Source organism: Methanosarcina sp. 2.H.A.1B.4 (genome assembly GCF_000979385.1).
Taxonomy (GTDB): domain Archaea; phylum Halobacteriota; class Methanosarcinia; order Methanosarcinales; family Methanosarcinaceae; genus Methanosarcina.
Window position 1 is genome coordinate 12,437 of record NZ_JJOV01000093.1, and the last position, 23,050, is coordinate 35,486.

Sequence of the window (23,050 nt, forward strand, 5' to 3'; positions counted from 1 at the left end):
CCACAAATCCCTGAATTCTTGTAGCATCCTGATCCATTTGTTCCTGTTCACTTGCTTATCAGGATCTTCCTTGATACGTAATTATCCACTGAAATATTATCCACTGAAATATTACTCACTGAAATACCGTGAAGCCTTTATTCCATTGGGGGCAGCTACCAGAAGCCAGTTTGCGCTGGAGTTCCCAGGTGGGTCTGAGGGATCCAGCCTGACCTGCAGTTTCATTTTCTCTCCCGGGTCAAAGACTCCCGGGTTTATCAGGTCAGGAACAATATCCATTTTTGTCCACTTCCACCTGTCCTCTGAAATAATTTCGCTTTCCTGGTAGGGAATCCAGACAGTCTTCATGTCACCTGATTCATTTTGATAGGTAACGATCACGTCCATGTAAGCGAAGTCCCCGAGTTTTGTCGAGCCTGTGTTCTGCAGGAAGACCGAAATATTTGCCGTGTCAATGGAGGCATCTGTAACCTCGATTTCTGTTTTTAACATCTCGTTCTTATTTTCCTGCATCTCAATGACTGAATTAGCGAGTCCGTCTGCCATGTAGAACCCTCCCTTCGAGCAGACATACGATGCCAGGAGGATGGTTGCAACCGAGATCATTGCTGCAATTATTGACCCGAACCCCATTATTACACCGTGAAATAGGCCTCTTCAGAAACCCCGTTGTATGTACTGAACTTGATGAAGTATTTCTTTCCGCTCACAGGCAAATCTACAGGTTTAATTTTTATGCGTAGAGTCTCCCCTTTATCCCAGTTCTCGTCCCCATTCTGTTCGATCAGGTAGCTCCACCCCGGAGTCATACTTCCGTTTTCATCATAGGGTATGCGCTCAAAGTTTCCTGCCTCTCCAAAAAAGAGGTCAGAATCGGGGATTATACCTGAAGATATTTCCTTGCATCCTACATTCTTTATCCATACATGAATCTCGGTACCTTCAGCCCCAGTTGTTTCATGCAGGATTTCTATATCTGTCAGGATCTGATCTCCCATAGAGTCCGAACGGCTCATTATCGGGTCTCCTGCAGAGATGACCGAGGGGTACACAGCTGAAGCAAACCCAAATGCACAGATAACGGATGCTATTGTTAGAATCGCAGAGCTTATCGATTCCCCACTCATTTTTCGACCCCCGCTTTATTTCCAGTCTTTTTAAACCGGATAAATTGATGTTTATTTGATGTTGATTTCTAATTAAGCAGTTTATCAAACTGGTTAATGTATTATGATATTGAGTTACATCAAATGTTATACTGTCAAATGATACTGTTAATGATGTCAAATGATACTGTTAATGATGTCAAATGATACTGTTAATGATGTCAAATGATGCTGTTAATGATGTCAAATGATGCTGTTAATGAAGGTGATATTGTTTCAGATTATCTGGAAGCAGTTAGTTTCAACTTCTCAGTTTCAAATTCAGTTGAAGACAAGTCTTTCTTTCTTCTCTTTTTCTTTCTCTTTCCAGCCTGAGGAGGTTTCATAAAGCGGTGGAATATTCTTTCTGAAATCTTCCGGGCTCAGGATCGCGCTCAACTGCGAAAGCACCATGATGTTGTCCTTCATGCTGATCCTGTCTTCTTCTGCGGGCTCTTCGATTGAAAGGTTTGCAATGTTTTCAATAATCCCTTTTGTTTCTTCAGGGAGCTGTCCGGTAATAGCATAGAGGTTCAGCAGTCCTTCGAGGTTGCTGTGTCCTATTGTTCTGACAGCATAATCCACCCACCGCATAAGCTCGACAAGCATGAATGTGTCAATTTTTCGGAATTTTTCAGGTTCAGGCCTGTTCATTTCTTTTATCGGGGTATTCTGTACAGGATTTTCCTGGCTGGACCTGGCGGATTTCAAGAAGCTTTCACTGTTTTTTACTATTTGATCCCCGAAATCCGAAACTTCTGCATTGGGCTTGAGTCCGGTTTCTTCATTGCCCGTCTCAGTTGGTTGGTTATTTACAGATTCCTCTTTTTCCTGCACCTCAATCTTCAGTGTTTCAAGGCTCGGGATGCTACAGAAAGGATTTTCACTCTTGTTTACCAGATCCCTTATGTCCACGAGTAACTCCTTAATCTCCCCTTTCATTATTTTCAGTTCGGTTTCTATTTCGTTTACTCTTTTGTCCAGTTCCATACTGACCACCTGAAAACGAAGATAAATTTTTCCCGTTTTCGTAACAGTAAAAGAAGGGGAAGTACCCCCTAAAGATTTAGGGGTTACCTCAGGTTCATGACATTGTCAATCTGCGGAGGCGTAACTCTTGTGATAGGCACGATTGCACCAACACTCGGTTTTACCTCAAGCCTGAATTCTCTGTTAACCACTTGAGTTTTAGTCCCCTTCAGCATTGATGCAGGGACAGTGATGGTGAGTTCCACTTTTTCGTGCTGTTCCAGCACATTATCTCCGTCACTGGCTCCGATGAATTTCTGAGTCCAAGTTACGTCTGGAACATAGGTCGAGTTGTCAGTGTAGGATACAATCATCAGTCCTGAAGCATTGTTGGTCCCTATATCCACCGGGGACTGTCCTGCTGTGAGTTGAAGAGTAACAGTTATGTTATCTACAGAGGGTTTAGCTCCAGTAGTACCTTTTGCGATTACATCCCCTGCAAGCTCAACGGATGAAGTAGTTTGTTTTACACCTTCGTCAATGGTTTTCTTGGCGGTATCGGAGGTGGTAAACCCGGCCCCAAGAACTACATAGGAGAATACTGCTGCCACCACTACGAAAGCAGTCAGCACTATTGCGGATTCCAGCCCTGTAAAGGCTTTCTCATCTTTCCGGAATATACTAAAAATTCCTTTCATTCTGTTTTCACTCCATACTTTATTTCCCTTTGAAAAGTATATAGAAAAGTCAAAAGGCTCCATTCCCCAGCGCCTGATATTCTACATTTCTTATTGTAATTTGTTATAGTAGCTATCTGCTCAGGAGCTGATACTTATGGTTCCCAGTTAACTGACCCCCCATACACATACTCATAATTTTACAACAGATACTATTCCCCTACTAATTTATTAACTTTTGCCAATAAATTACATAGTTTTTATATTAGTGTCTATTTAAATTTTTGAGGTTATTTAGAGAATCACAGATCTCCAGGCAGAGTATTTTGAGGTAAAAATTAGAATCTCGGACTGAGTCTCAATACTTAATCGAAAGATTCCCAGACTGAGTTTAAATGATTTGATGTAAAGAATATCATACTGAGTTCATATACTAAAAAGAAAGTAAGTGAGGTTTTTTAATAAAATTTCTCAATCTCATGCTTTACGTCTTCGATTGAAAACTTTTGCCTCACAAGGGGCTCTTTATGAATTGTCGGCACCATTTCCTCCAGGGTTTCCTTATCGTTTTTGTAAAATATGCCGTTAGGGATTTTGTCTCCCCATTCAAGAGACCTTTCGAAAGCTTTTACGCGGTTGTAAGGGTCATAGTTATCTTCGAGTTTATAAACTCTGTCCCGGTACCACTTGAAGGTATTCACTTTATTAAAAGTGACACAGGGCTGAAGGATATCAAGCAGAGAAAAGCCTTTGTGTGTTATGGCAGCCTTCATCAGCTCTTTTAAGTGCTCCTGGGCTCCTGAAAAACCTCTGGCTACAAAGCTGCAGTCAAGGGAGATTGCCATAGCAAGGGGGTTCAGGGGCTCAGAAGGGACCCCGTAAGGCTGGACCTTCGTGTGAGTCCCCCTGGCTGTTGTAGGTGAGGCCTGCCCTTTGGTAAGCCCATAGATCTGGTTGTCGTGCACTAAAAGGGTGATATTCGGGTTTTTACGGATAGCATGAAGGAAATGGTTTCCTCCTTCCCCGTAACAGTCTCCGTCCCCGGCAACTGCAATCACGTGCAGGGAATGGTTGGCAAGTTTTGCAGCCGTGGCAACAGGCAGGGGCCTTCCATGCAGCCCGTTGAAGGTGTGGCACTTCATGTAGTGGGGCAGTTTTCCACTCTGGCCTATTCCTGAGACCAGCAGGACTTCCCACGGTTCGATCCCAAGTTCAACAAGTGCCTGCTTGATGGTTGAGAGAATCTGGAAGTTTCCACATCCGGGACACCAGGCAGGGACCTGGCCTTCATAATCTTCAGAGGCAGGCATCTACTTCCTCCTTCAGGTTTTCAATGGTAAACGGCCTCCCGTCGTACTTTAAGATCTGATGGGTAAATTCAAATCCCGTTTCGGCTCTTATGAGTTTTGCAAACTGGCCCGTGGCATTATTTTCTATGGAGATGGCAAGCTTTGCATTTTCGAGAAGCTCAATGTAATCGAATCTGTCCCGTTCGGGGAGTGGGTAGACCTGGCTGAAATGCATCATGGCAATCTTCCTGTCCTTTGAGAGGATATCCACTACCTCTTTTATCACACCGTAAGTCGAGCCATGTCCCATAAGCACTATCTCCGGCGAGGGGTCTCCGTACAGCAACGGAGCTTCGATTTCTGATTTTATAAGCGGCAGTTTTTTTTGCAGTCTTTTCCGGACCATTTTGATGCGGGTTTCGGCGTCCTCTATAATATGCCCTTCTTCATCATGTTCGTCGCTGTCAGCTACGACAAGGTGTTTTCCGGATTCTCCGGGAACTGCAAGTAGGGAAATCCCCGTATCCGAATATTTGTAACGTTTGTACTCTTCGACTCCTTCCAGGTCTTTTTCCCTCAGTCGGTAATCATTATAGGTCAGATGTTCAAAGTCGAAGTTTTCAAAGGTCCATTCGGTATCCCCAAGGTACTGGTCGGACTGGATAAATACGGGAATCTGGTACTTCTCTGCAAGTTCGAAAGCTCTGTTAGTGAGATAAAAAGCCTGTTTTGGGGTCCCCGGCTCAAAGATAACTCTTGGAAACTCTCCGTGCCCTGCGTACAAAATGAAAAGCAGATCCGCCTGTTCGGTGCGTGTGGGTAAACCCGTAGCTGGCCCCGGACGCTGCACTTCGGCGATCACAATCGGGGTTTCGGTTATCCCTGCCAGGGAGAGGCCTTCTCCCATCAGGGCAAACCCCCCTCCAGAACTTCCGGTCATTGCCCTTACGCCTGCAAAAGAGGCACCTATTGCCATGTTAATGGCTGCGATTTCGTCTTCAGCCTGTTCTACAACAAGGCCATATTCTTCTGCTTTTGAGGCAAGGTAATTCAGAATCCCTGTTGAAGGCGTCATAGGATATGCAGAATAAAATTTACAGCCGGATATGAGAGCTCCCATCCCGATTGCCTGAAGCCCGTCTATAAGCATAAGTTTTTTTTCTTCCGGCTCCCGGATTTTAACGGTCTCGCAGCGGGGACAGTTTGAGATGACGTAATTGTACCCTGCCTCGGCACAGGCTACGTTTTTCTCAATTACTTCTTCTCCTTTTTTCTTGAAAGTGCTTTTCAGGATTTCTGTCAGGGTCTTGAGCCCGAGGTCCAGCAGGCCAAGCACTGCCCCGATTGCTACGGTATTTGCCATGATACTGCTTTTTCCGACCTCAAGGGCGATTTTTTTGAAGGGAACGTCTATAAACTCAGGCCCTTCAAATTTCTTCTTGATAGTCCTGGAGTCATAAAGGATAAAACCATCGTCCCTTACGCTTTTTTTATGAATTTCGATCGTGTTCAGGTCAAGGGCGAGAAGAATATCGACCATATCCCTGGAGGCTGATACCTCCTGGTCGGAAAAGCGGATCTGGTAAAAGTTGTGCCCGCCGCGGATCCTGGACATATAGTCCTGGTGCGTGAATACCTGGTATCCTGTTCTGGAAAAGATCTTTGCAAGGGCTCCTCCTATTGTTTGTAGCCCCTGCCCGGCTTCTCCTCCTACTCGAAGTGTATAGTCCAGAAATTAAACCCCCTTAATTTCTTTCCTTTTTTGTATCTGTCCGGACAGATTTACAGTTTGAAAGCTCAGCGTTCCTTAATTTAAGTAGGTATTGAGAATTTTCAATTTAAATAACTCAGTTTGTTATCTATTATTATCTCAGGTTTATACTGACTAAAATACTGAATAAATATTTTTAATAAATTACGCCGGAACAAGGCTTGTATATTATTCGAAAACTTGTAATAAAATAAAAAATTCTAACACTTTAATTCTATCCGGCTATTCCTTATCTTTTCTTTTCTCAGTCCCCTAAGGTTGTATTATAATTAAACCTTATATACTCTGCTATACTCTTGCCTCCACGCCTGATCTAATATGGAAAAAGTCAATACTAAAAAGATGTGATATACTGCTAAGTAAAAAGTGATTTCAAGTACCTGGAAGAAGTTCACATATCCACAGGGACAGTATATGGACAGTATAGGGGCAGTACAGGGACAGTCATACATCGGGAAAATCAGGAGAGAACCGATACCCTTCTGGAACTGTGACGCAAAATTATTCGGGAACTCCGGGATGTAAAGAAGAAAGTACAGGTAAGGCGGTTTGCAAGGAGAATCAGTTAAAATGGCAATTATAGAGGCAGTAAAAAATTTTTTTATTAAAGGTAGGGGCGTTTTACTGGGGTTTCCCCTGATCTTCCTGGGAGCTGTTTTGTTTACGGTTCACAAAATTCTGGGCCTGGTTACAGTGACTATTGGGATCGTTTTTCTCACGATGAGTGATTATGTTATTGAAAACGAAGAGGAAAGTGAAGATGAAGTAATCGGGAGAGAACTGCCCGGGGCAAAGGTCGATGAAAATGAGATTGGTGGAGATAATCGACAGGAGTGAGATACACAAAAGTGAATAACAGATGAAAATACGGTAATTGTCCCGGCTGGAAAAACTCAGATATTCAATTTTTTAAAACAGGTAAAGTAGCTTCCCCAAAAGAATGCAGCCTATCAAAACAATCCCCAGTATAAGTATATCCGACTGAAGTACAGTGTATAATATAAAAAAACAAATTATTGAAGTGACCGCACAGGCCAGAATATCCACTGGATTGCTCATGCCTGCCTCCATATCAAGCTTATAAATTCACATCATGATAAGCATTTCTACTTTGAATAAAAATTTAATAATAGTCGGATGTATAATATTTCGGAAATAACTCATTAACCAAAAATAGTTTAAATGCTTAATCGTGGCCTGAATTACTTCAAAAAGGTCACCTGAGTTTTGAAAAGTAGCCTGAAGACCTTAAGAATTAACCTGATTATCTAAAGCGGTAAGCAAAACGAAAAATGTAACTCCCCTCCCTGTTGCTTTCATTAAGGAAGGGGATTTCTTGCTTTAGTGCAGAGTCAAAGTATGTTTTTATTTTCCTGAGTGGATCGGACTAAGTTTTTTCCTGTCGGACTAAGTTTTTTCCTGTATCTTTCATTTCGCAGCTTTAGAATTTTCCACGGCCGAGCTGGGCATGTGCGCGGGCGAGGTGTCCGGCAGCCTGTGCTCCTATAAGGGAAATTTCTCCTGCAAGTACGGCAGAGGCTACAATCTCTGCAAACTTTCTGGAATTTATCCCGGGGACATCTCCTGCTCCTGCCACGCCAAGTATGTTCAGGCAATCTCTCTGGGTTCCAAGGCCAGTGCCTCCTCCGACTGTACCTATAGGAAGGGCTGGCAGGGTGACTGAACAGTGAATCTCACCATATTTTGTAAGTTCCATACTCGTAATTGCGGTGCTGCCTTCGACAACATGGGCCGCATCCTGCCCGCAGGCAAGGTAAACGGCAGCGATAATGTTTGCAGCATGGGCATTAAATCCCATGGCTCCTGCTCTTGCCGAACCAAGCAGGTTTTTACTGTAATTTACTTCAAACATTGATTCTGGAGTACACTTGAGGGTTTTTTCGACTACCTCTTCAGGAATGGTTACTTCGGCAACTACAGTCTTTCCTCTCCCAAGAATGGTACTTATGGATGCAGGTTTTTTGTCAGTGCACATATTTCCCGAAAGGGTAACAGGATGTGCGCCAAACTCGTCTTCTATGAGGTGCATCACTGCATCGGTGGCTATGGTTGCCATATTCATGCCCATTGCATCTTTTGTGTCATAGGAAAACCTGAGATAAACATACGTTCCGGTCACGAAGGGCTTTACAGAGAGCAGTTTTCCAAATCTGGTCGTCTTTTCAGCAACTTCTTTCATCTGCTCAAAAATTTCAGGACGCTTCACCCAATCATAAAATTTTTTGGTTCTGTCGAGGCTCTCAAGCTTAAAGACTGGTGCCCTGGTCATTTCATCTTCAAAAACTCTGACATTTGCCCCACCTGACTTTGTGATGGCTGAACAGCCGCGGTTTACACTGGCAACAAGGGCACCTTCCGTTGTAGCCAGAGGTATATAGTATTCAGCGTCCGCATATTCTCCGTTTACCTTCAGAAGTCCGGCAACCCCAAGAGGAATCTGAACTGCCCCTATCATGTTTTCAATATTCTTCTTTGTTACAGTTTCCACGTCTAAAGAGAAGTTCTGGATGTGTTCAAATTCGAGTTTTGCGTACTCCTGAATGGCAAGTCTCCGGATTTTTACGGCTGTTAACGGGTCTGCAAACTCTTCAATCTTACGAAAGGCTATATCTCCGTCGAGAACCTTCTGTAAAAGAAGCTTTTCTTCCTCACTAAGTTCATAATCTTTTAAAAACATGAAACCACCAGTTGATATTTTTATTTTCTTACTTAATATTAATATTTTATAGTGTTACAGTAAGATACGCTAATTCGAATGTTTTGCTCGTTTGAATATGGCCTTTGTATTAAGGTCCATTTTTACCTTAAATATCTGCATATTAGCATATAATTCATTCCTCAAAAGTAGTTTTCAGACTACCTCACAAAGTCAATCAAGATATATTGGAAAGCATAAAAATTCTTGTCTGTTTTGTAGCAGCCGTTTACAAAAATAGCTTAATAATTATTTTTTCCTGTCAGTTATTATTTGTAGAATCTGTACCTGACATGGTAGTTCACTCGGTAATCTCAAGCATAAAATCTTCGGAATATTGCAGGTTAATATAAAGCATCCTATAAAGCATCTATAAAGCATCTATAAAGCATCCTATAAAGTATCCCTGCACGAACTGAAGATAAAATTCCTTAAAGTTAAGGAACAAATAGCCAATATAGTATAAATAATATTGAATGAGAGGTCCGAGATAAAAGTGCTAAATTGTTCAAAGGTGGATCACTCAAAGATCAGGACATTCGATAATTAGATCGTTGAGAGAAATCTCATTACAATGGAACAATAGTTTTTAATCAAATTTTAAAATATTTCTAAAAAGGTGATCTAAAAAGGTGATCTAAAAAGGTGATCTAAAAAGGTGATCTAAAAAGGTGATCTAAAAAGATGATCTAAAAAGGTGATCTAAAAAGATGATCTAAAAAGATGATCTAAAAAGGTGATCTAAAAAGACAGTTATCAAAATACAACTTTAGATAATTATTTTAAAATATATTTTAAAGGAATTTTAATCATTCTTTAAAGTTGATTTTCGACTAAACTGCCAGATTCAGAAGTTTATAATCAGCTGGTTTTCTTCTCTGTACGTCAGAAAAAGTTCAGCCACGTCTTTTGAGCAAATAAACTCAATTCCCGGGATCAATTCTTCCTTCTTAAGGCCGATCATATCTGAGGCAAGCTGACAGCATCGGAATTCTACTCCCATCTCGATGCATTCCTGAACAGAGGCATCGTATTTGGGTGACCCTCTTGTTTTATCTTTCTTTGCAAGCAATACTCCCATAGGTCCCCACAGAATTACCAGAACGTCGAGCCCTTTACTTCTATAATACTTCGCGAACTTGAGAGTTTCCTGCGGGCTGGTGCTTTCGTACACCATATTTTTGAGTAGCAGTAATACCTTTTCGACTTTTGTCATAAGAACCCCAGGTCTGAACAATACTTTTCTGAAACAGATTACCTGGATGTATATAAAGTTTCACATTGAAAACAAGGGTATACACATTTTTTTACTTTATTTAAATAATTTTGTTCATCCCTTCGGAAAATGACAGGATCTTTAGATCTGTAAATTATTTAGATAATTCTATCGCAGCTTGGAAACATGCAGTTACTTTTTAACTATAATAAGATCTAACTCCGATCCCCTCAAAAAATTTATAATGTAAAAGGCCGATTATAGAGCTCGAGTTTTTTGAAATTCCATTTGGCTGAAGTTATCAAGTTTTAATGCAAGCTGGTTATCTATCTTACATGGTTGATGCTTTTATGGCAGGAAATCAATTCCTGTCTCGAAAAGTAAAAACAACAGAAAGAATCTTAAGTATGTATAAAACCGAATTAAGGCTAACTGAAATTCACTCTGTTTTTCTTTTTGGAAGGCGCCCTCAGGCAAGATTGAGGGACACTTCATGATGTTAGTATTTAAAGACGGTCCATGGGGTCAAGGTGAGCATCTCTCAGTCCGGTGAGTATTTTTTCCATAGAATTCGGCTTCTTTTAATTGTATGGTTCTTTGCTGTTTCAAGTTTTTACCTTACATTCATTCCCTAAATATTAAAGTAGTATATATATAATTTAAAAACATTTGTTGTTGAAAATCGCATCCAATCTCGATTGTTCTCTTTTTGGCATAGTTACTTTCTAACTATACAATTATTTTTGACCTCTTCTACTTGAGCGAAGAGTCAATTGTAATATAGTACCAGTCCGGATGTTATTTGTTAAAATCAATGCCAATAGACTTGTTTTTGTAGCTGTGTAGTTATGAACTGCCATAACTTGTAAGGGCTTTACTTCCACCTATAAACTTATATACTTATTATAAATATATATGTAGTTTGTATATAAATATTATGGAGATTGTTCAAATATGGTTTTAACCGTTAGTGATATTGACTCTCATATGCAAAAAGACTCATTAAAAAAATTAACAGATGATGCGGATTTAAAATCAAAAGAAATAAGCTGGCTAATAGATAACCTTCCAATAACTGTTTTCAGAGTATCGAGTGAGTCTTCCTGGGCTATAAATTACATAAGTAAAAGTGTAGAGGAACTAACCGGTTATTCTAAAATGGATTTCATGTCCCAAAAATTATCGTGGTCCGATATCATTCTTCCAGATGACCTTTCCCTTATCGATAAAATTGTACAGAAAGCGATGAAAAACAAAACTCCTTATCAGGCTGAATACAGAATCAAAAAATCCGACGGTAATATAGTATTTATTCAGGAACAGGCTCATCCGATGAAAGATGAAGACGGAAACGTCAGTTATATTGATGGGGTATTCTTAGATGTAACTCCGCAAGTAAAACGGCGAGAAGAATCTCAAAGGGTGATTGTTAATAGCATACCCAAGCCATCACTTGCATATTTTGTAGACTCATCTCGAAAGATAAAATATCTTAATGATTATTTCGCAGAAGTATGTAATCTTAAAAGTTCGGATGAGATCGTCGGGATGTCACCTTCTGAAATTGTGGAAAGGAGTACTTTAGTACATGGTACTGGGAAAACTAAAGCGCTTGCTGAACATGTGTTGGAAACTGGAGAAGGTGTCTATAACATTGAAGGGTCCGTTAAACTCAGAGGTGCAGACAAAGCGCAATTTGTAATATGTTCTGCTGTCCCAATAAAAGATGAGGCTGGTGTCATTGTCGGCAGTCTCACGATTTTTACCGATATGACAGAGATGAAGGAGAAAGAAAAGGAAATTGAGAATCTTTTAAATTATACCAACAACTGTCTGAAGGATCTTGGAGAGGGCATCAGAGGAATTAGTGAGGGGGATCTTGATACCCATCTGGAGAAGATCAAGGACGATGATTTCGGTAAGACTTTTGACGAATTCAATAAGCTCGTCATTAATCTGAAATCTGTTATTGAAACTATATTGGAAGACATGCTCACAACCCTGGAAGAAGCTCAACAGTCCGAAGAAGCTGTCGGCCAGATGAATATGGGCATGCAGCAAATTTCAACGGCTTCCGAACAGATCGCAACCGGTTCCGAGAACCTTTCGAGGCATGCAGGCACAGCAGCTTCGGATATAAAAGCTTCTGAAGTAATTTTCAAAAAGCTCAGCGAATCTTCCACTAAATCTTCCAGCTATGCTTCCCAGGCAGGAAAAACCAGTGACGAAGCCCAGGGTCTCAGTAATATGGCTCTGGAAGAAGTGGAGCAGCTTGTTGCAGAAATCTCCAATCTTGGAACCATCGTTCATTCTCTGGATGATGCTGTCAATAATATAGGTGCTGTTACAGGGAAAATCAAATCGATTGCTGACCAGACAAACCTTCTTGCACTGAATGCAGCTATTGAAGCTGCAAGAGCCGGTGAATACGGCCGGGGATTTGCCGTTGTTGCCGATGAGGTCCGAAAACTTGCTGCCGACTCAAGGAAGAGCACTGATGAGATAAATGGGATTGTTACAAACGTCCAGAAAGAGACCCGGAAAGTGACGGAAGCGATTAACACTGCGGACGGTCAGGCTAAAACAGGAAGCAAGAACATTAAACAGGCTTTGAATAAGAGCCAGGAAATTGCCACTGCAGTTGCCACTATCAACTCTATGCTCATCGAACTGGATAGGCTGTCAGAAGAAGGCCTGGATAAAATTGAAAATATCGAGAAAAGTATCAGTGAGACTGCATCTACTGCTGAAGAGAATGCCGCGAGCAGTGAACAAACCTCTGCTGCAATCGAGGAACAGACAGCTGCCATGCAGCAGGTAAGTGCCTCGGTACAGAACGTTAATAGTCTTGCCCAGAAAACAGTTGATGTTCTCTTGGAAAACTTCAAAGTTTCGGGAGAACCGAAAACCAGTCAGCCCTCTTCTGGAAAACCGCAGAGTTTCAATAGAAAAGGGAATTTTAAGAAACGCTGAATCTTGAGTACCGAAATCCCAGGATATGATATCTCCTCCGTCGTATCCTGTAAATTCTTTTTTGATTCTATCCGGATAATAAATACGAACCCATTGTTACGGACAGTATCTTCTGTGCAACTTGAAGTTAGCCCTCAGGCAAGATAATCCCTTAACCGATGACCAATGAATTCCTGTGGGAATTCATAAAAATCGTGGATTGTTTTAAGCTTCTCGTTTGAAGTAACACTTTTATTTTCTTTCTCCTATTGTGCGGAAATATCCTCCACAATAGATGTCCTGTGCCACAGTCAAAAACAGTAATATATTTATATTTTTAAATATGTTGGACAGTAACTTGAAATTGATACATGAAACCTACTCAGAGAAGCAAACATGAACGAAATCACATTTATGAACGAAGCAAAACCGACAACCGAGGCAGCCATGCTGGCAGATGCTGAGTGTCCTGGCAGCCGCTCCAATCTGTTCAAGGCAATTGGGCCAGGCATTTTGGTAGCTTGTGCTGCTATTGGAGGGTCGCACCTGGTCTGGTCAACACAGGCGGGGGCACAATACGGCTGGAGCTTGCTCGGGTTGATTCTGCTAGCTAATTTACTAAAGTTCCCGTTTTTTCTATATGGCCAGCGCTATACAGCCGCCACCGGTGAAAGTCTCCTGGCCGGGTATAAGCGGCAGGGGGTTGCCTATGTCTATATTTTTCTGGCCATTAATATCCTGACCGGAATCATCAATATAGCTGGGGTAGCCATGCTCAGCGGCGCGCTGTTTGCTGGTTACGGGTTTGATGGCAGCAGGATTCCCGCTTTCACGGTTGGTATTCTGGGGATATGTGCTGCGGTTATTCTGCTGGGACAGTATAAACTGCTCGATAAACTTTCTAAAGCAGTGGTTGCTCTGCTAAGCCTGAGTACGTTAGTAGCTCTGGGACTGGCGTTTGCCCACGGTCCGGTTGCGCCTCCGGACTTTGTCGGGCCCAGCGCCTGGACATGGCAGACCTTTCCATTTTTGGTGATGCTGCTTGGCTGGATGCCGATGCCGGTGGATCTTTCGGCCTGGTCAAGTCTGTGGATGTTCAGCCGTGAAGAAGAAACCGGTCACTTCGCTACGACCCGGGAAGCTTCCATTGATTTTTATCTGGGATATATCATGGCTGTGGTTATGGCTGTGGCTTTTGTGGCGCTCGGCAAACTGATTATGTATGGTTCAGGCCAGGAGCTTGTCAGTGGAGGTACCGGCTTCAGCCAGCAGCTGGTCAGTCTCTACTCGGCCAATATTGGTGAATGGTCAAAGCCCCTTATTTTGACCGCCGCCTTTTCTACCATGTTCAGCACCACCCTGACCTGCATCGATGGTTATCCGCGCTCGTTGGCGGCGAGCTGTACGTTGCTCAGCGACAGCTTTTCCAGGCGCTTCAAGCAGATCTTCCAGCTCTGTATTGTGTTGTCGGTGGTTGCAGCCTGCGTAATCGTGCTGTGCTTCGTCCAGAACCTGCTGCAACTGTTGAGCTTTGCCGCTATTGTCAGCTTTGTCACCTCGCCGATTCTTGCCTACATCAACTATCGGGTGATAAACGGTAGCAACGTACCGGTCGAAGAACGTCCGGGGCCGTATCTCAAGTTATTGAGCCTGGCAGGGCTGCTGTTTTTCCTGTTGATGACCGCCGGATTTGTCTACGTGACATTTATCCGGGTCTGAGGGGGAGGTACTTTAAAAAGAGGAGGGGAAATATGTGACTGCACAAAGGGAGGATTTTACAAACTTTCAGTTTTGTGTCGATTTGTGAAAATCAAAATAGCTCAAATCAGGCAAATGACTTTTGTTTGCAGGCAGTTCTATTTTTTCCCCTCAATGTTTTATATTAATAACCTGTCAGAACACATTATAGTTGCAATAATTCCAAAACAGTTTGTTAATAACTAGGAAGTGTTGGTATGACTGAACGTCAAGTTGAAAGTGTGCTTATCGAGATTCCAAAAGGAAGCCGAAACAAATACGAGTACGATAAAGAAAAGAAAGTGATTAAATACGACAGAATGCTTTTTTCTTCAATGGTATACCCTTCTGATTATGGTTTTTTCCCCGATACTCTAGCTCTTGATGGTGACCCTTTAGATGCTATGGTTTTAACATGGGAACCTACATTTCCAGGCTGTTTAATAGAAGTGCATCTTGTTGCATTATTTGACATGGAAGACGACAAAGGAAGAGATCAAAAAATACTCTGTGTCCCAAAAAATGATCCTTTATGGAATCATATCGAAGCAATTGACCAGGTCCCCCCTCACTTACTAAAGGAAATCACACACTTCTTTCAAACTTATAAGAATTTAGAAGACAAACAAGTAAAGGTTATTGGCTGGAAAGATTTAAAAACCGCAGTCGATATACTCCAGGAAGCTAAATCTCGATATATTGAGCAAAATAAATAATGTAAGCAGTGATGGGTTGCTGTTCTCCTTAAATTGCAAAATAAGCATTACGAGCCCGTTGAAATTCAGAACCCGGTTTCGCTTCCGGAGCGCGGTTCGAGATATTTCGCGGCGCTCAATTTTGCAAAACGGGAATGGAAAGTGTAGTGAGATTTGTAAAAAGTAAAGTATGCCCGCTGAGATTCGAATTCAGGACCTCCGCCGTGGGAAGGCTGGAATCTGTGACGTATGCACCGTTATTGACGAACCAAATGTGGTAGGCCTTTCTTTCTCATTAAATTAGGGATCGAATCACCAGCATACTGGTCCATAAAATGAAAAATCCAGAATAAGGCCCATATGATTAATGTGCCTTACGAGTTTTTGACAATATGATTCCTGCAAGAATTAAGATTAAAACACAGAAAGAACCCATATAAGTAGACCCTACATACGGTTCATTACTGTCTGGAAATGATACATTAACAGTTTTACATACAGCACCATAAGTTTGAGATTGCGCAGTAATTTTCACCGTGTACGTTTTTCCAGAATAGTTAGTGACTATAAAAGAGTCAGTTACCACTCCTATAGGGTTACTTACATTGTCATTAGTACCTGAGATTCCAGAGGGTACAAACGTTTTTCCATCACTCATAGTACCCAGTACAAAATTTAGATTGCTGGACTGTGATGAAGAATCGTAATAGCTTGCATTAATATAAGCTGCTGTATTGTTTATCATTTTATATGTACAATTTGTACTGATTACAGTCTGCATTGGAGGTATTGCAGAGGTGTCCTCTGAAGGTATTTCAGATGCGTCCCCTGAAGGTGGTATTGTAATAGTATATTGATTTAGATCAGGTGTCAATGTGCTGGTGTACTTTTGTCCATCTAAAGTAATTGTTACAATTTTATATGTGACACCTTGAGTCAAATGGAAATTTGCTCTACCGTCATTATTTGTCCAGGCACAAAAATTCGGTTTTTCATTATCTAAGTCATTATTTGGTGTGTAAATCTGAACTTCACATCCGGGGACCTTCTCATTTGAATCAGTACAAACATATAACTTCACATAGTGTGGTTCTAAATAATCGGGGGCTTTAACCATTTTTAAATTCATTTCTGTGTTCGTACCTGTCATATTTACTGGTAATTCAGGACTGTTAAGATAGCCTGTTGCTGAAGCAGTTAAACAGTACGTGCCTTTTCCACTGTTCACAGTGAACTGGTAAAGCCCGTCAACATCAGTAATTTGAGTCAAACTCCACGTATTATTTGATATTTTTATTACAGCACTCTGAACAGGTTGGCCTGTAGTTGAATCTGTTAAATATCCATATGCACCGGGATAAACTGTAGCTGATTTTTTGCCACTTACTGTGAACAAACTTACAGGACTGTTGTATACCCATGAATTATGAACGTCATCATGTGCACCGATTTTTATAGCAAACGATCCCGTGTAGCTTATTGGTACATTTACAGATGTTTGTGAAGTGTTAAGACTATATATTAAATGAGATGAATCGAATTGTGATGTACTGTTATATACATTGATAAAATAACTTGTTGCATTCAAATATGTCCAGCTTATACTTACATATCCGTTGACAGTTGAAATTGTACTGCCTTTAGCTGGAAAAGTAACAGAAGGTACTACAGAACCATTGTAAACAGGTAAATTTCTTGTACCATTGTCTGCAACATACCCATTATCTTTTGTACCACTGGAGCTTGAATAGGAGCTGGTTACAATATTGCCGGTTGATGCAATATCCATACCACTAATTCCATAATATCCAGGGCTGTTATAGAATATATTATTTGAAACAGTACCTCTGCCTGAACAGGCACCATCAGCTGAGTCGTGATATATTGTATTTAATTGAAGTGTTGCAAATGTATTATCATAAATATTAAGGCCTGTTACTTCCCCTCCCATTACTTCTACCCCAGCATTACCAGAACCGGTATCAGTGTAGAAAGTATTCCTGTAAATTTGAACGTTTTTCGTATTATGAATTTTAATGCAAGAATTTATAAAAGTGCCCCAGCAGTTATTGAATATTGTAATTCCATCACCGGCAGACCACGCATCAAAACTGTCATGGCCGGGTTTACACACTGTATTATAAACTTGAACATTGCTGGTATTTTTTTTACAGAAAATAAAGTCACCCATACTGTATTGCATTTTTAAGTCGTGAATAACTGCATTTGAACAGCCAGATAAATAAACTCCTTTTTCATATTCCCTATACTTGTTGCTTGCCGCATGCATTTTACTTAAAGATCCCCAACCGCCATCAATTAAGAAATTTGAAATTACAATATCAGAAATACCATTACAGTTAATTATATTTTGAGTTGCAAAATTAGAGCTCGGATTGTCACAATAGATCACAGTTGCACCAATCCCATTTCCATTAAGGGTTACCCCTGATTTCATGATTATGGGTGAACTTATGTGAAACGTGGTCGATGCAAGCTGTACAGTGTCACCTGAATTCGCTGATTGTATGGCAGCGTTAATAATATTCTGGTCGTCTGAGCCTGCAGGGCTAAAGGAAGTTCCTGGGCCTACATTGATAATTGCACCAGAGCAATTGGCTGAAAAAAAACAGATAAATAAAAGGAAAGAAATAAAAAGAATTTTAGTATTCATGATAAAATAAGCAGGATACCCGTTGCTTTAGCTGCGGGAGGAATGCGTCAACACCCAATACCTGCTTTTTACACCTCTGTTAACTATATAATGTATCGTGTGTAATATATGAATGTGGATAGAACGATTAAACTTAAACTTGGTGTTTCTGAGGAAGATAAACCTACCCTCAAGAAAACAATTATTCTTTTTAACACTGTGTTTAACGAAGTCGCTGTCTATGGTTTTGAACATAAAACCAATAGTAAGGTATCTATCCATCACGCTACCTATAACGATATTCGAGAAAGGCATCCAGAACTTCCTTCCTCTCTTGTTCAGGGAGCTAGAGATGTTGCTTGCGAAGCTCTTAAAGGAGTTAAACTTAAAAATCTTCCAACTGCAAAGCCTTTTGCTGCTATCAGGTATAATCAGAGAGTAATTACTTACCATCTGAAACATGGACGCGTAAGCATTGCTACTATAAATGGAAGAATCAAAGCAACTTTCAATATTCCTAAATATTATCAAGAGTATGTTAATTGGGAAGTTAGGAGTTCTACTTTGAAATACGATAACAGGAAAGATGCTTTTTTCTTGCATATTATTTTTAGAAAAGAATCTCCTGAACGTTCTGGAAACAAAGTTCTCGGAATTGATAGGGGTATCGTGAACATTGCCGTTTGCTCTAACAATGTTTTTTTTAACGGAAAACAAATTAAAAATGTCAGAGCTAAATATGCTTTTCTCAGACATAAATTGCAGTCCAAAGGCACTAAGTCTGCTAAACGTCTTCTCAGGAAGATTAGCAGAAAAGAAAGACGGTTTGTGACTGACGTAAATCACTGCATTTCGAAAACCATAGTTAACATGTCTCATGACGTCTTTGCACTCGAAGACCTGACAAGTATAAGAGTCCAATCCAGAAAGGGAAAAGAGTTTACTCGAAAACTCAACAATTGGAGTTTTTATCAGCTTGCTCAGTTCCTGGAATACAAAGCAGAAGCTCTTGGTAAGGCTGTTATCTACATTGATCCCAGATACTCTTCTCAGAAATGCTCCAAATGTGGAGATCTCCGTAAGAGTAACAGGAAAGGTAGTTCTTACCATTGTAAAGCTTGTGGTTTTGATATGCATAGTGACCTTAATGCCTCTCGTAACATTGCTCAAGCGGGTATATCTTGCTTGAGTAGGCTGCATGTCAATCAGCCAAACGTGGAAACGGTTTAACCGCTATTCACATGCTTGCCATTTTAATGGCGAGTCATTGACTATCTATATTGCTTTTCATTCCGGACACTTTTCCTGTAATGGTCAGGTTTTTGCAGTTTCACATTCGCAGCCGAAAACTCGTCACTAAATAGTTCTCACAAAATTTTTTTATCAGGGAGAACAATCTAGTTTGGGGATAGTTTATGGAAAAGAGCCTTAAAACAGATGATGAAGACGACTTTTCTCAAAAATATATCACTGATGAGGAACGCAGACAGCTTTTATCAGCTCTACATTCCCGTCTCTTCTGGGTCGGGCAGCATATTCCGGATTATGTGGAATTTGAAGGAGAAACATACCCGCTTCATAACTATGTATGGGAACTGATTCAGAAAGAAAACCTCACGGCAAGCGAAAAAGCCGGAATAGATAAATGTATCGATATTATTTCGGCAAAAGAACAAAAGGACGAAAAGGAGCTCGAAGAGAAACCCCTTACACAGGAACAGGCAAAGTCTCTCTACCACGAGACTGCAGGCTTATTGCGTGCGATAATGGATCTTAAAGAAATTGAAAGTGGGGCTCTTAAAGAGAGTTCAAAACGCTTCCAGGAGCAATTTGTCAACCAGAGGGTTAAGGATGCCAGGCTCTGGCTTGAATTCATAAAGAATGTGTCAAAGTAAAATGGCATAACCGATGTGCCAGGCGATGCTTAATTGTTGCAGCGCTAACCTGAAATATTTTCGGAGCAAAGGTTATATCTCTGGGAATCATTTATGAAAACTCGATGCCATTTAAGAACCGACACGTCATCTCAATGAAAGATTTTTCGCGGGAAGAAATCAACTATGTTCTGGATACCGCCGAAAAACTTGAACCTGTTGCCAGGGGCGAGGAAAGGTCCCGGCTGCTGGATGGAAAAATTGTTTCTCTTCTTTTTTTTGAACCAAGCACAAGAACAAGGCTGTCTTTTGAGGTTGCTACCCGAAGGCTTGGAGGACAGGTCCTGAATCTGGGCTCAGTTGAGGCAAGCTCTGTCATGAAAGGGGAAAACCTTGCTGATACTATCCGCGTGATCAGTAAATATGCTGACCTTATCGTGCTGCGTCATCCCCTTGATGGGTCGGCACAGATGGCTGCGGAGTTCGCGACTGTCCCTGTGATCAACGGAGGGGATGGTTCTGTTCATCACCCTACCCAGACTTTTCTTGACCTCTACACAATCCGCAGGGAAAGCCATCTTGAAGGCCTGAAAATCGCCATGGCAGGAGACCTTAAATACGGGAGGACCGTCCATTCCCTTTGCCATGCCCTGTCCCTTTATGGGGCCGAAATGACCTTTGTTTCACCCCCGGAACTCAGGATGCCCCCTGAAATTGTCCGGAGTCTTCGGAAGCAAAAGATCCGTGTAAAGGAAACTGATTCTCTTGAGGATATAATAGGGGATGTCGATGTCCTGTATATGACAAGAGTTCAACGGGAGCGTTTTCCTGATCCTGATGAATATGAAAAGGTTAAAAACAGTCTGAGGGTTACAGGCGATCTTTTAAAAGCTGCAGACCCTGACCTTAAGATCCTTCATCCTCTCCCGAGAGTCAATGAGATCTCTCCTGAGGTGGATGAAACCCCCCATGCACGCTATTTCGAGCAGGCTTTCTATGGAGTTCCAATCCGTATGGCACTGCTTGCTCTTGCAATGGGGGTGATTGAGTGAATGAAAAAAGGGACCTGAAGATTCAGGCAATCGAAAACGGGACTGTGATCGACCACGTAAAGGCTGGACAGGCTCTAAACGTTCTGCGCATCCTGGGAATTTCCAGTGCTTTTCGGGAAACTATCAGTTTTGTGATGAACGCTCCCGGGGCGCGAGGCAAAAAAGACGTTGTTAAGATCGAGGGAAAGGAACTCAGTGTTGAGGAACTTAACAGAATAGCCCTTATCTCTCCTAAAGCTACCATTAATATCATAAGGGATTTTGAAGTGGTTCAGAAAAATGATGTCGTGCTTCCTTCTTATGTGGAAGGCGTTGTCCGCTGTACGAATCCAAAATGTATCTCTAACAGCAGCGAACCCATAAAATCCAAATTTTTAGTGCTTCAGTCCGAAGAAGAAGGAGTTTCCCTTCACTGTCTATATTGTGAACACGTAATTTCCGAAGAGATTGCGGAAAATCTGCTTTGATCCTTTAAAAAAGCCGTGAAAAGAAGAAGTGCTGATCATCAGGAAAGCCAGATGTTCTTCAGCACTTTTCAGCAAGAGGAAGTCCTCAGCAGGGCGGTACTCCTGCCGAGGAATATGGATCTCTTTTTATCTTGAAATTCCCACCGGTTGCCCGGTGGGATAAAGGATTAATAAATTGGCTTGTTGCAACTTTGATTTCGCTAAATCAGCAGCTAGAACATGTGTAACGTCCATTGTTATAGGCGTCCAGTATCTCGTAGTAGTATTCTCCTCCTTCATGCCACTGTCCGCACTGGTCATACCAGCCTTGCCATGCTTCACTGTTCGCTCTAACTCCACTGCCAACTTTGTGCTCATAAAGCCATTTAGAGGCATTGCTTATTGTTGATTCGATCTGTTTATCTTCACAGCATCCATTACGCACATTTAATTTAGCGGCCACAACGGCCTTGAATAGGGTGTAGGTTTTGTCTCCTTTTACAGGCTCAGACATATAGTCTACTGCTTTATCTACTGGATACCAATCTTTCTCAATAAAAACACCCTTCTCATTCAGGCAAAAAACTTTAGACCATGAATCTGCATGATTTTTCCAGTAACCAGGGCTTTTACATTCGTTAGTCCCACATGTACAGGCTGCTGCAACCCCACTCAATGCGATCAGGCAGGCTGCCAGTACTAATATTTTTGTCAAATACCTCATGTTTTTTCACCTCATTCTCTATTTAGGAGGAAAAATAATCTTCTAGAATCAGAAAAGGAAATATTATATTCAATACTTCGACCTCTTCCCCAGGCTCCTTATCTGACTACTAGTTAGTCTAAATTCCCCCCATAGATAATAATTCTCTTAAATATTTAACACTTGTCTGTATATAATTAATACATCTGTTTAAATGGACTAATCTAATTACTTATATGGCTGCTATGAAAAGAATCATCTGTTCTTCTCTTTAAAGGCATAATGCAGCTGTTTTTTAAAACAAAAAAGAGGAATAGATAATAACTGGACAATAAACTCTTCAATCTATTTTATATATGTGGATAAAAAATTAATGCTGATAAACGGAAATTAAGTAAAAAAATTAATATGGACAAATCCAAGTGCAGTATAACTGGCTTGAAAAATTGGCTTGAAAATACGATAAATCTGAGGTCTTCCGGTATTCTCTCTGGGTAAGATAAGTCCTTTTCCGGATGCCAGTTCAGTAGATTTTCACAGTTTACTCTTACACTTTCAATGTAGATTAAAACGGTTTTCCGGGCAGGAATGGAAAAGAATAAGAGCCCGGGCGGATAAATCATAAAAGTATGTCTGGATTTGAGGGAAAGAGGTTATGCTGAAAGATGAGATAAACACAAACAAAACCGAATCAGAATATCTTGGTTCTCAGGAGCGTAACAAACTCCTCTGGAGCCTCAGGAGCGACTTTGTCTGGGCCGGGAAGAAAATCCCTGAAAGCGTGGAGATTGAGGGTGAGGAGTACAGGCTGCGGGATATGGTCCGGGAACTGGGGGAAAAAGAACCCCTCAATCCCGACGAAGCTGTCAAAATCAGGACTCTTATTCCGAAACTGAAGGAAAGGGCAAAAGCAGATGAAGAACTGCTGGAAACAGAAGAACTTACAAAGGCAGAGGCAGAAGCTCTTTATGAAGAGGCAGCCGGGCTTTTGCGGGCGGCAATGGAGCTGAAGGATAAGCTTGAGGGGAAAGGCGGGGAAAAAGGCGTCGATGAATTTAAGAAAATGCTCAATACCCAGAGGGTTGTGGATGAAAAGGGCTTTCAACAACTCTTAAAAAGCCTGAAATAATGAGTTTGTTTCTATTTTCCAGGTAA

Annotated in this window: 20 protein-coding genes; 10 read left to right on the forward strand and 10 right to left on the reverse strand. The window is 41.3% G+C overall.

Going from position 1 to position 23,050, the window contains the following annotated elements:
• Positions 1–111: 111 nt before the first annotated feature.
• The 6 genes from EO92_RS15910 to EO92_RS15935 form a co-directional block, all read right to left on the reverse strand.
• Positions 112–633, reverse strand: a complete 522-nt coding sequence (locus EO92_RS15910; protein ID WP_048163227.1) for a hypothetical protein — start codon at positions 631–633, stop codon at positions 112–114.
• Positions 634–635: 2 nt separating this feature from the next.
• Positions 636–1,127, reverse strand: coding sequence for a hypothetical protein (locus EO92_RS15915; protein WP_048163226.1), 492 nt, complete (start codon positions 1,125–1,127; stop codon positions 636–638).
• A gap of 300 nt (positions 1,128–1,427) precedes the next feature.
• Positions 1,428–2,135: a hypothetical protein gene (locus EO92_RS15920; RefSeq protein ID WP_156165864.1), complete on the reverse strand. Its 708-nt coding sequence runs from the start codon at positions 2,133–2,135 to the stop codon at positions 1,428–1,430.
• A gap of 83 nt (positions 2,136–2,218) precedes the next feature.
• Positions 2,219–2,812, reverse strand: a complete 594-nt coding sequence (locus EO92_RS15925; protein ID WP_052734387.1) for an archaellin/type IV pilin N-terminal domain-containing protein — start codon at positions 2,810–2,812, stop codon at positions 2,219–2,221.
• Positions 2,813–3,249: 437 nt separating this feature from the next.
• The gene (locus EO92_RS15930; RefSeq protein WP_048173141.1) at positions 3,250–4,101 is read right to left on the reverse strand and encodes a 2-oxoacid:ferredoxin oxidoreductase subunit beta; all 852 of its coding nucleotides are present in this window, start codon (positions 4,099–4,101) and stop codon (positions 3,250–3,252) included.
• On the reverse strand, positions 4,088–5,812 hold the full coding sequence (locus EO92_RS15935) for a 2-oxoacid:acceptor oxidoreductase subunit alpha (RefSeq protein WP_048173143.1): 1,725 nt from the start codon (positions 5,810–5,812) through the stop codon (positions 4,088–4,090). The genes EO92_RS15930 and EO92_RS15935 overlap by 14 nt, the downstream gene beginning before the upstream one ends.
• 609 nt (positions 5,813–6,421) lie before the next feature.
• On the opposite strand from EO92_RS15935, the gene EO92_RS15940 reads away from it, so the two are divergent.
• Positions 6,422–6,688, forward strand: coding sequence for a hypothetical protein (locus EO92_RS15940; RefSeq protein WP_048163222.1), 267 nt, complete (start codon positions 6,422–6,424; stop codon positions 6,686–6,688).
• 604 nt (positions 6,689–7,292) lie between these two features.
• On the opposite strand, the gene hmgA is transcribed toward EO92_RS15940, so the two are convergent.
• On the reverse strand, positions 7,293–8,549 hold the full coding sequence (hmgA, locus tag EO92_RS15945) for a hydroxymethylglutaryl-CoA reductase (NADPH) (protein WP_048173145.1): 1,257 nt from the start codon (positions 8,547–8,549) through the stop codon (positions 7,293–7,295).
• Positions 8,550–9,414: 865 nt separating this feature from the next.
• A complete protein-coding gene (locus EO92_RS15950; RefSeq protein WP_048065599.1) occupies positions 9,415–9,783 on the reverse strand; it encodes a DsrE family protein in 369 nt (122 codons plus the stop codon).
• Positions 9,784–10,737: 954 nt separating this feature from the next.
• Here EO92_RS15950 and EO92_RS15955 point away from each other — a divergent pair.
• The 3 genes from EO92_RS15955 (at position 10,738) to EO92_RS15965 (ending at position 15,188) form a co-directional block, all read left to right on the forward strand.
• Complete coding sequence (locus EO92_RS15955; protein WP_048173147.1) at positions 10,738–12,756, forward strand: methyl-accepting chemotaxis protein; 2,019 nt, start codon at positions 10,738–10,740, stop codon at positions 12,754–12,756.
• A gap of 375 nt (positions 12,757–13,131) precedes the next feature.
• On the forward strand, positions 13,132–14,454 hold the full coding sequence (locus EO92_RS15960) for an NRAMP family divalent metal transporter (protein WP_052734385.1): 1,323 nt from the start codon (positions 13,132–13,134) through the stop codon (positions 14,452–14,454).
• 236 nt (positions 14,455–14,690) lie between these two features.
• Positions 14,691–15,188, forward strand: a complete 498-nt coding sequence (locus EO92_RS15965) for an inorganic diphosphatase (RefSeq protein ID WP_048173149.1) — start codon at positions 14,691–14,693, stop codon at positions 15,186–15,188.
• Positions 15,189–15,531: 343 nt separating this feature from the next.
• On the opposite strand, the gene EO92_RS15970 is transcribed toward EO92_RS15965, so the two are convergent.
• On the reverse strand, positions 15,532–17,625 hold the full coding sequence (locus EO92_RS15970; protein ID WP_048173195.1) for a carboxypeptidase regulatory-like domain-containing protein: 2,094 nt from the start codon (positions 17,623–17,625) through the stop codon (positions 15,532–15,534).
• Between the two features lie 70 nt (positions 17,626–17,695).
• Here EO92_RS15970 and EO92_RS18690 point away from each other — a divergent pair, with 70 nt between their 5' ends.
• The 5 genes from EO92_RS18690 (at position 17,696) to pyrI (ending at position 21,213) form a co-directional block, all read left to right on the forward strand.
• Complete coding sequence (locus EO92_RS18690; protein WP_235283376.1) at positions 17,696–17,851, forward strand: hypothetical protein; 156 nt, start codon at positions 17,696–17,698, stop codon at positions 17,849–17,851.
• 98 nt (positions 17,852–17,949) lie between these two features.
• Positions 17,950–19,050: an RNA-guided endonuclease TnpB family protein gene (locus EO92_RS15975; protein WP_048173152.1), complete on the forward strand. Its 1,101-nt coding sequence runs from the start codon at positions 17,950–17,952 to the stop codon at positions 19,048–19,050.
• Positions 19,051–19,235: 185 nt separating this feature from the next.
• Complete coding sequence (locus EO92_RS15980) at positions 19,236–19,715, forward strand: DUF5788 family protein (protein ID WP_048162376.1); 480 nt, start codon at positions 19,236–19,238, stop codon at positions 19,713–19,715.
• A 104-nt stretch (positions 19,716–19,819) separates the two neighbouring features.
• Positions 19,820–20,746: an aspartate carbamoyltransferase gene (gene pyrB / locus EO92_RS15985; RefSeq protein WP_048173154.1), complete on the forward strand. Its 927-nt coding sequence runs from the start codon at positions 19,820–19,822 to the stop codon at positions 20,744–20,746.
• Positions 20,743–21,213, forward strand: a complete 471-nt coding sequence (gene pyrI, locus EO92_RS15990) for an aspartate carbamoyltransferase regulatory subunit (RefSeq protein WP_048173156.1) — start codon at positions 20,743–20,745, stop codon at positions 21,211–21,213. Before pyrB ends, pyrI begins: the two co-directional genes overlap by 4 nt.
• Before the next feature lie 205 nt (positions 21,214–21,418).
• Here pyrI and EO92_RS15995 read toward each other — a convergent pair whose 3' ends face one another.
• On the reverse strand, positions 21,419–21,916 hold the full coding sequence (locus EO92_RS15995) for a hypothetical protein (RefSeq protein WP_048173158.1): 498 nt from the start codon (positions 21,914–21,916) through the stop codon (positions 21,419–21,421).
• Positions 21,917–22,550: 634 nt separating this feature from the next.
• Here EO92_RS15995 and EO92_RS16000 point away from each other — a divergent pair.
• The gene (locus EO92_RS16000; protein ID WP_048173161.1) at positions 22,551–23,024 is read left to right on the forward strand and encodes a DUF5788 family protein; all 474 of its coding nucleotides are present in this window, start codon (positions 22,551–22,553) and stop codon (positions 23,022–23,024) included.
• Positions 23,025–23,050: the final 26 nt, after the last annotated feature.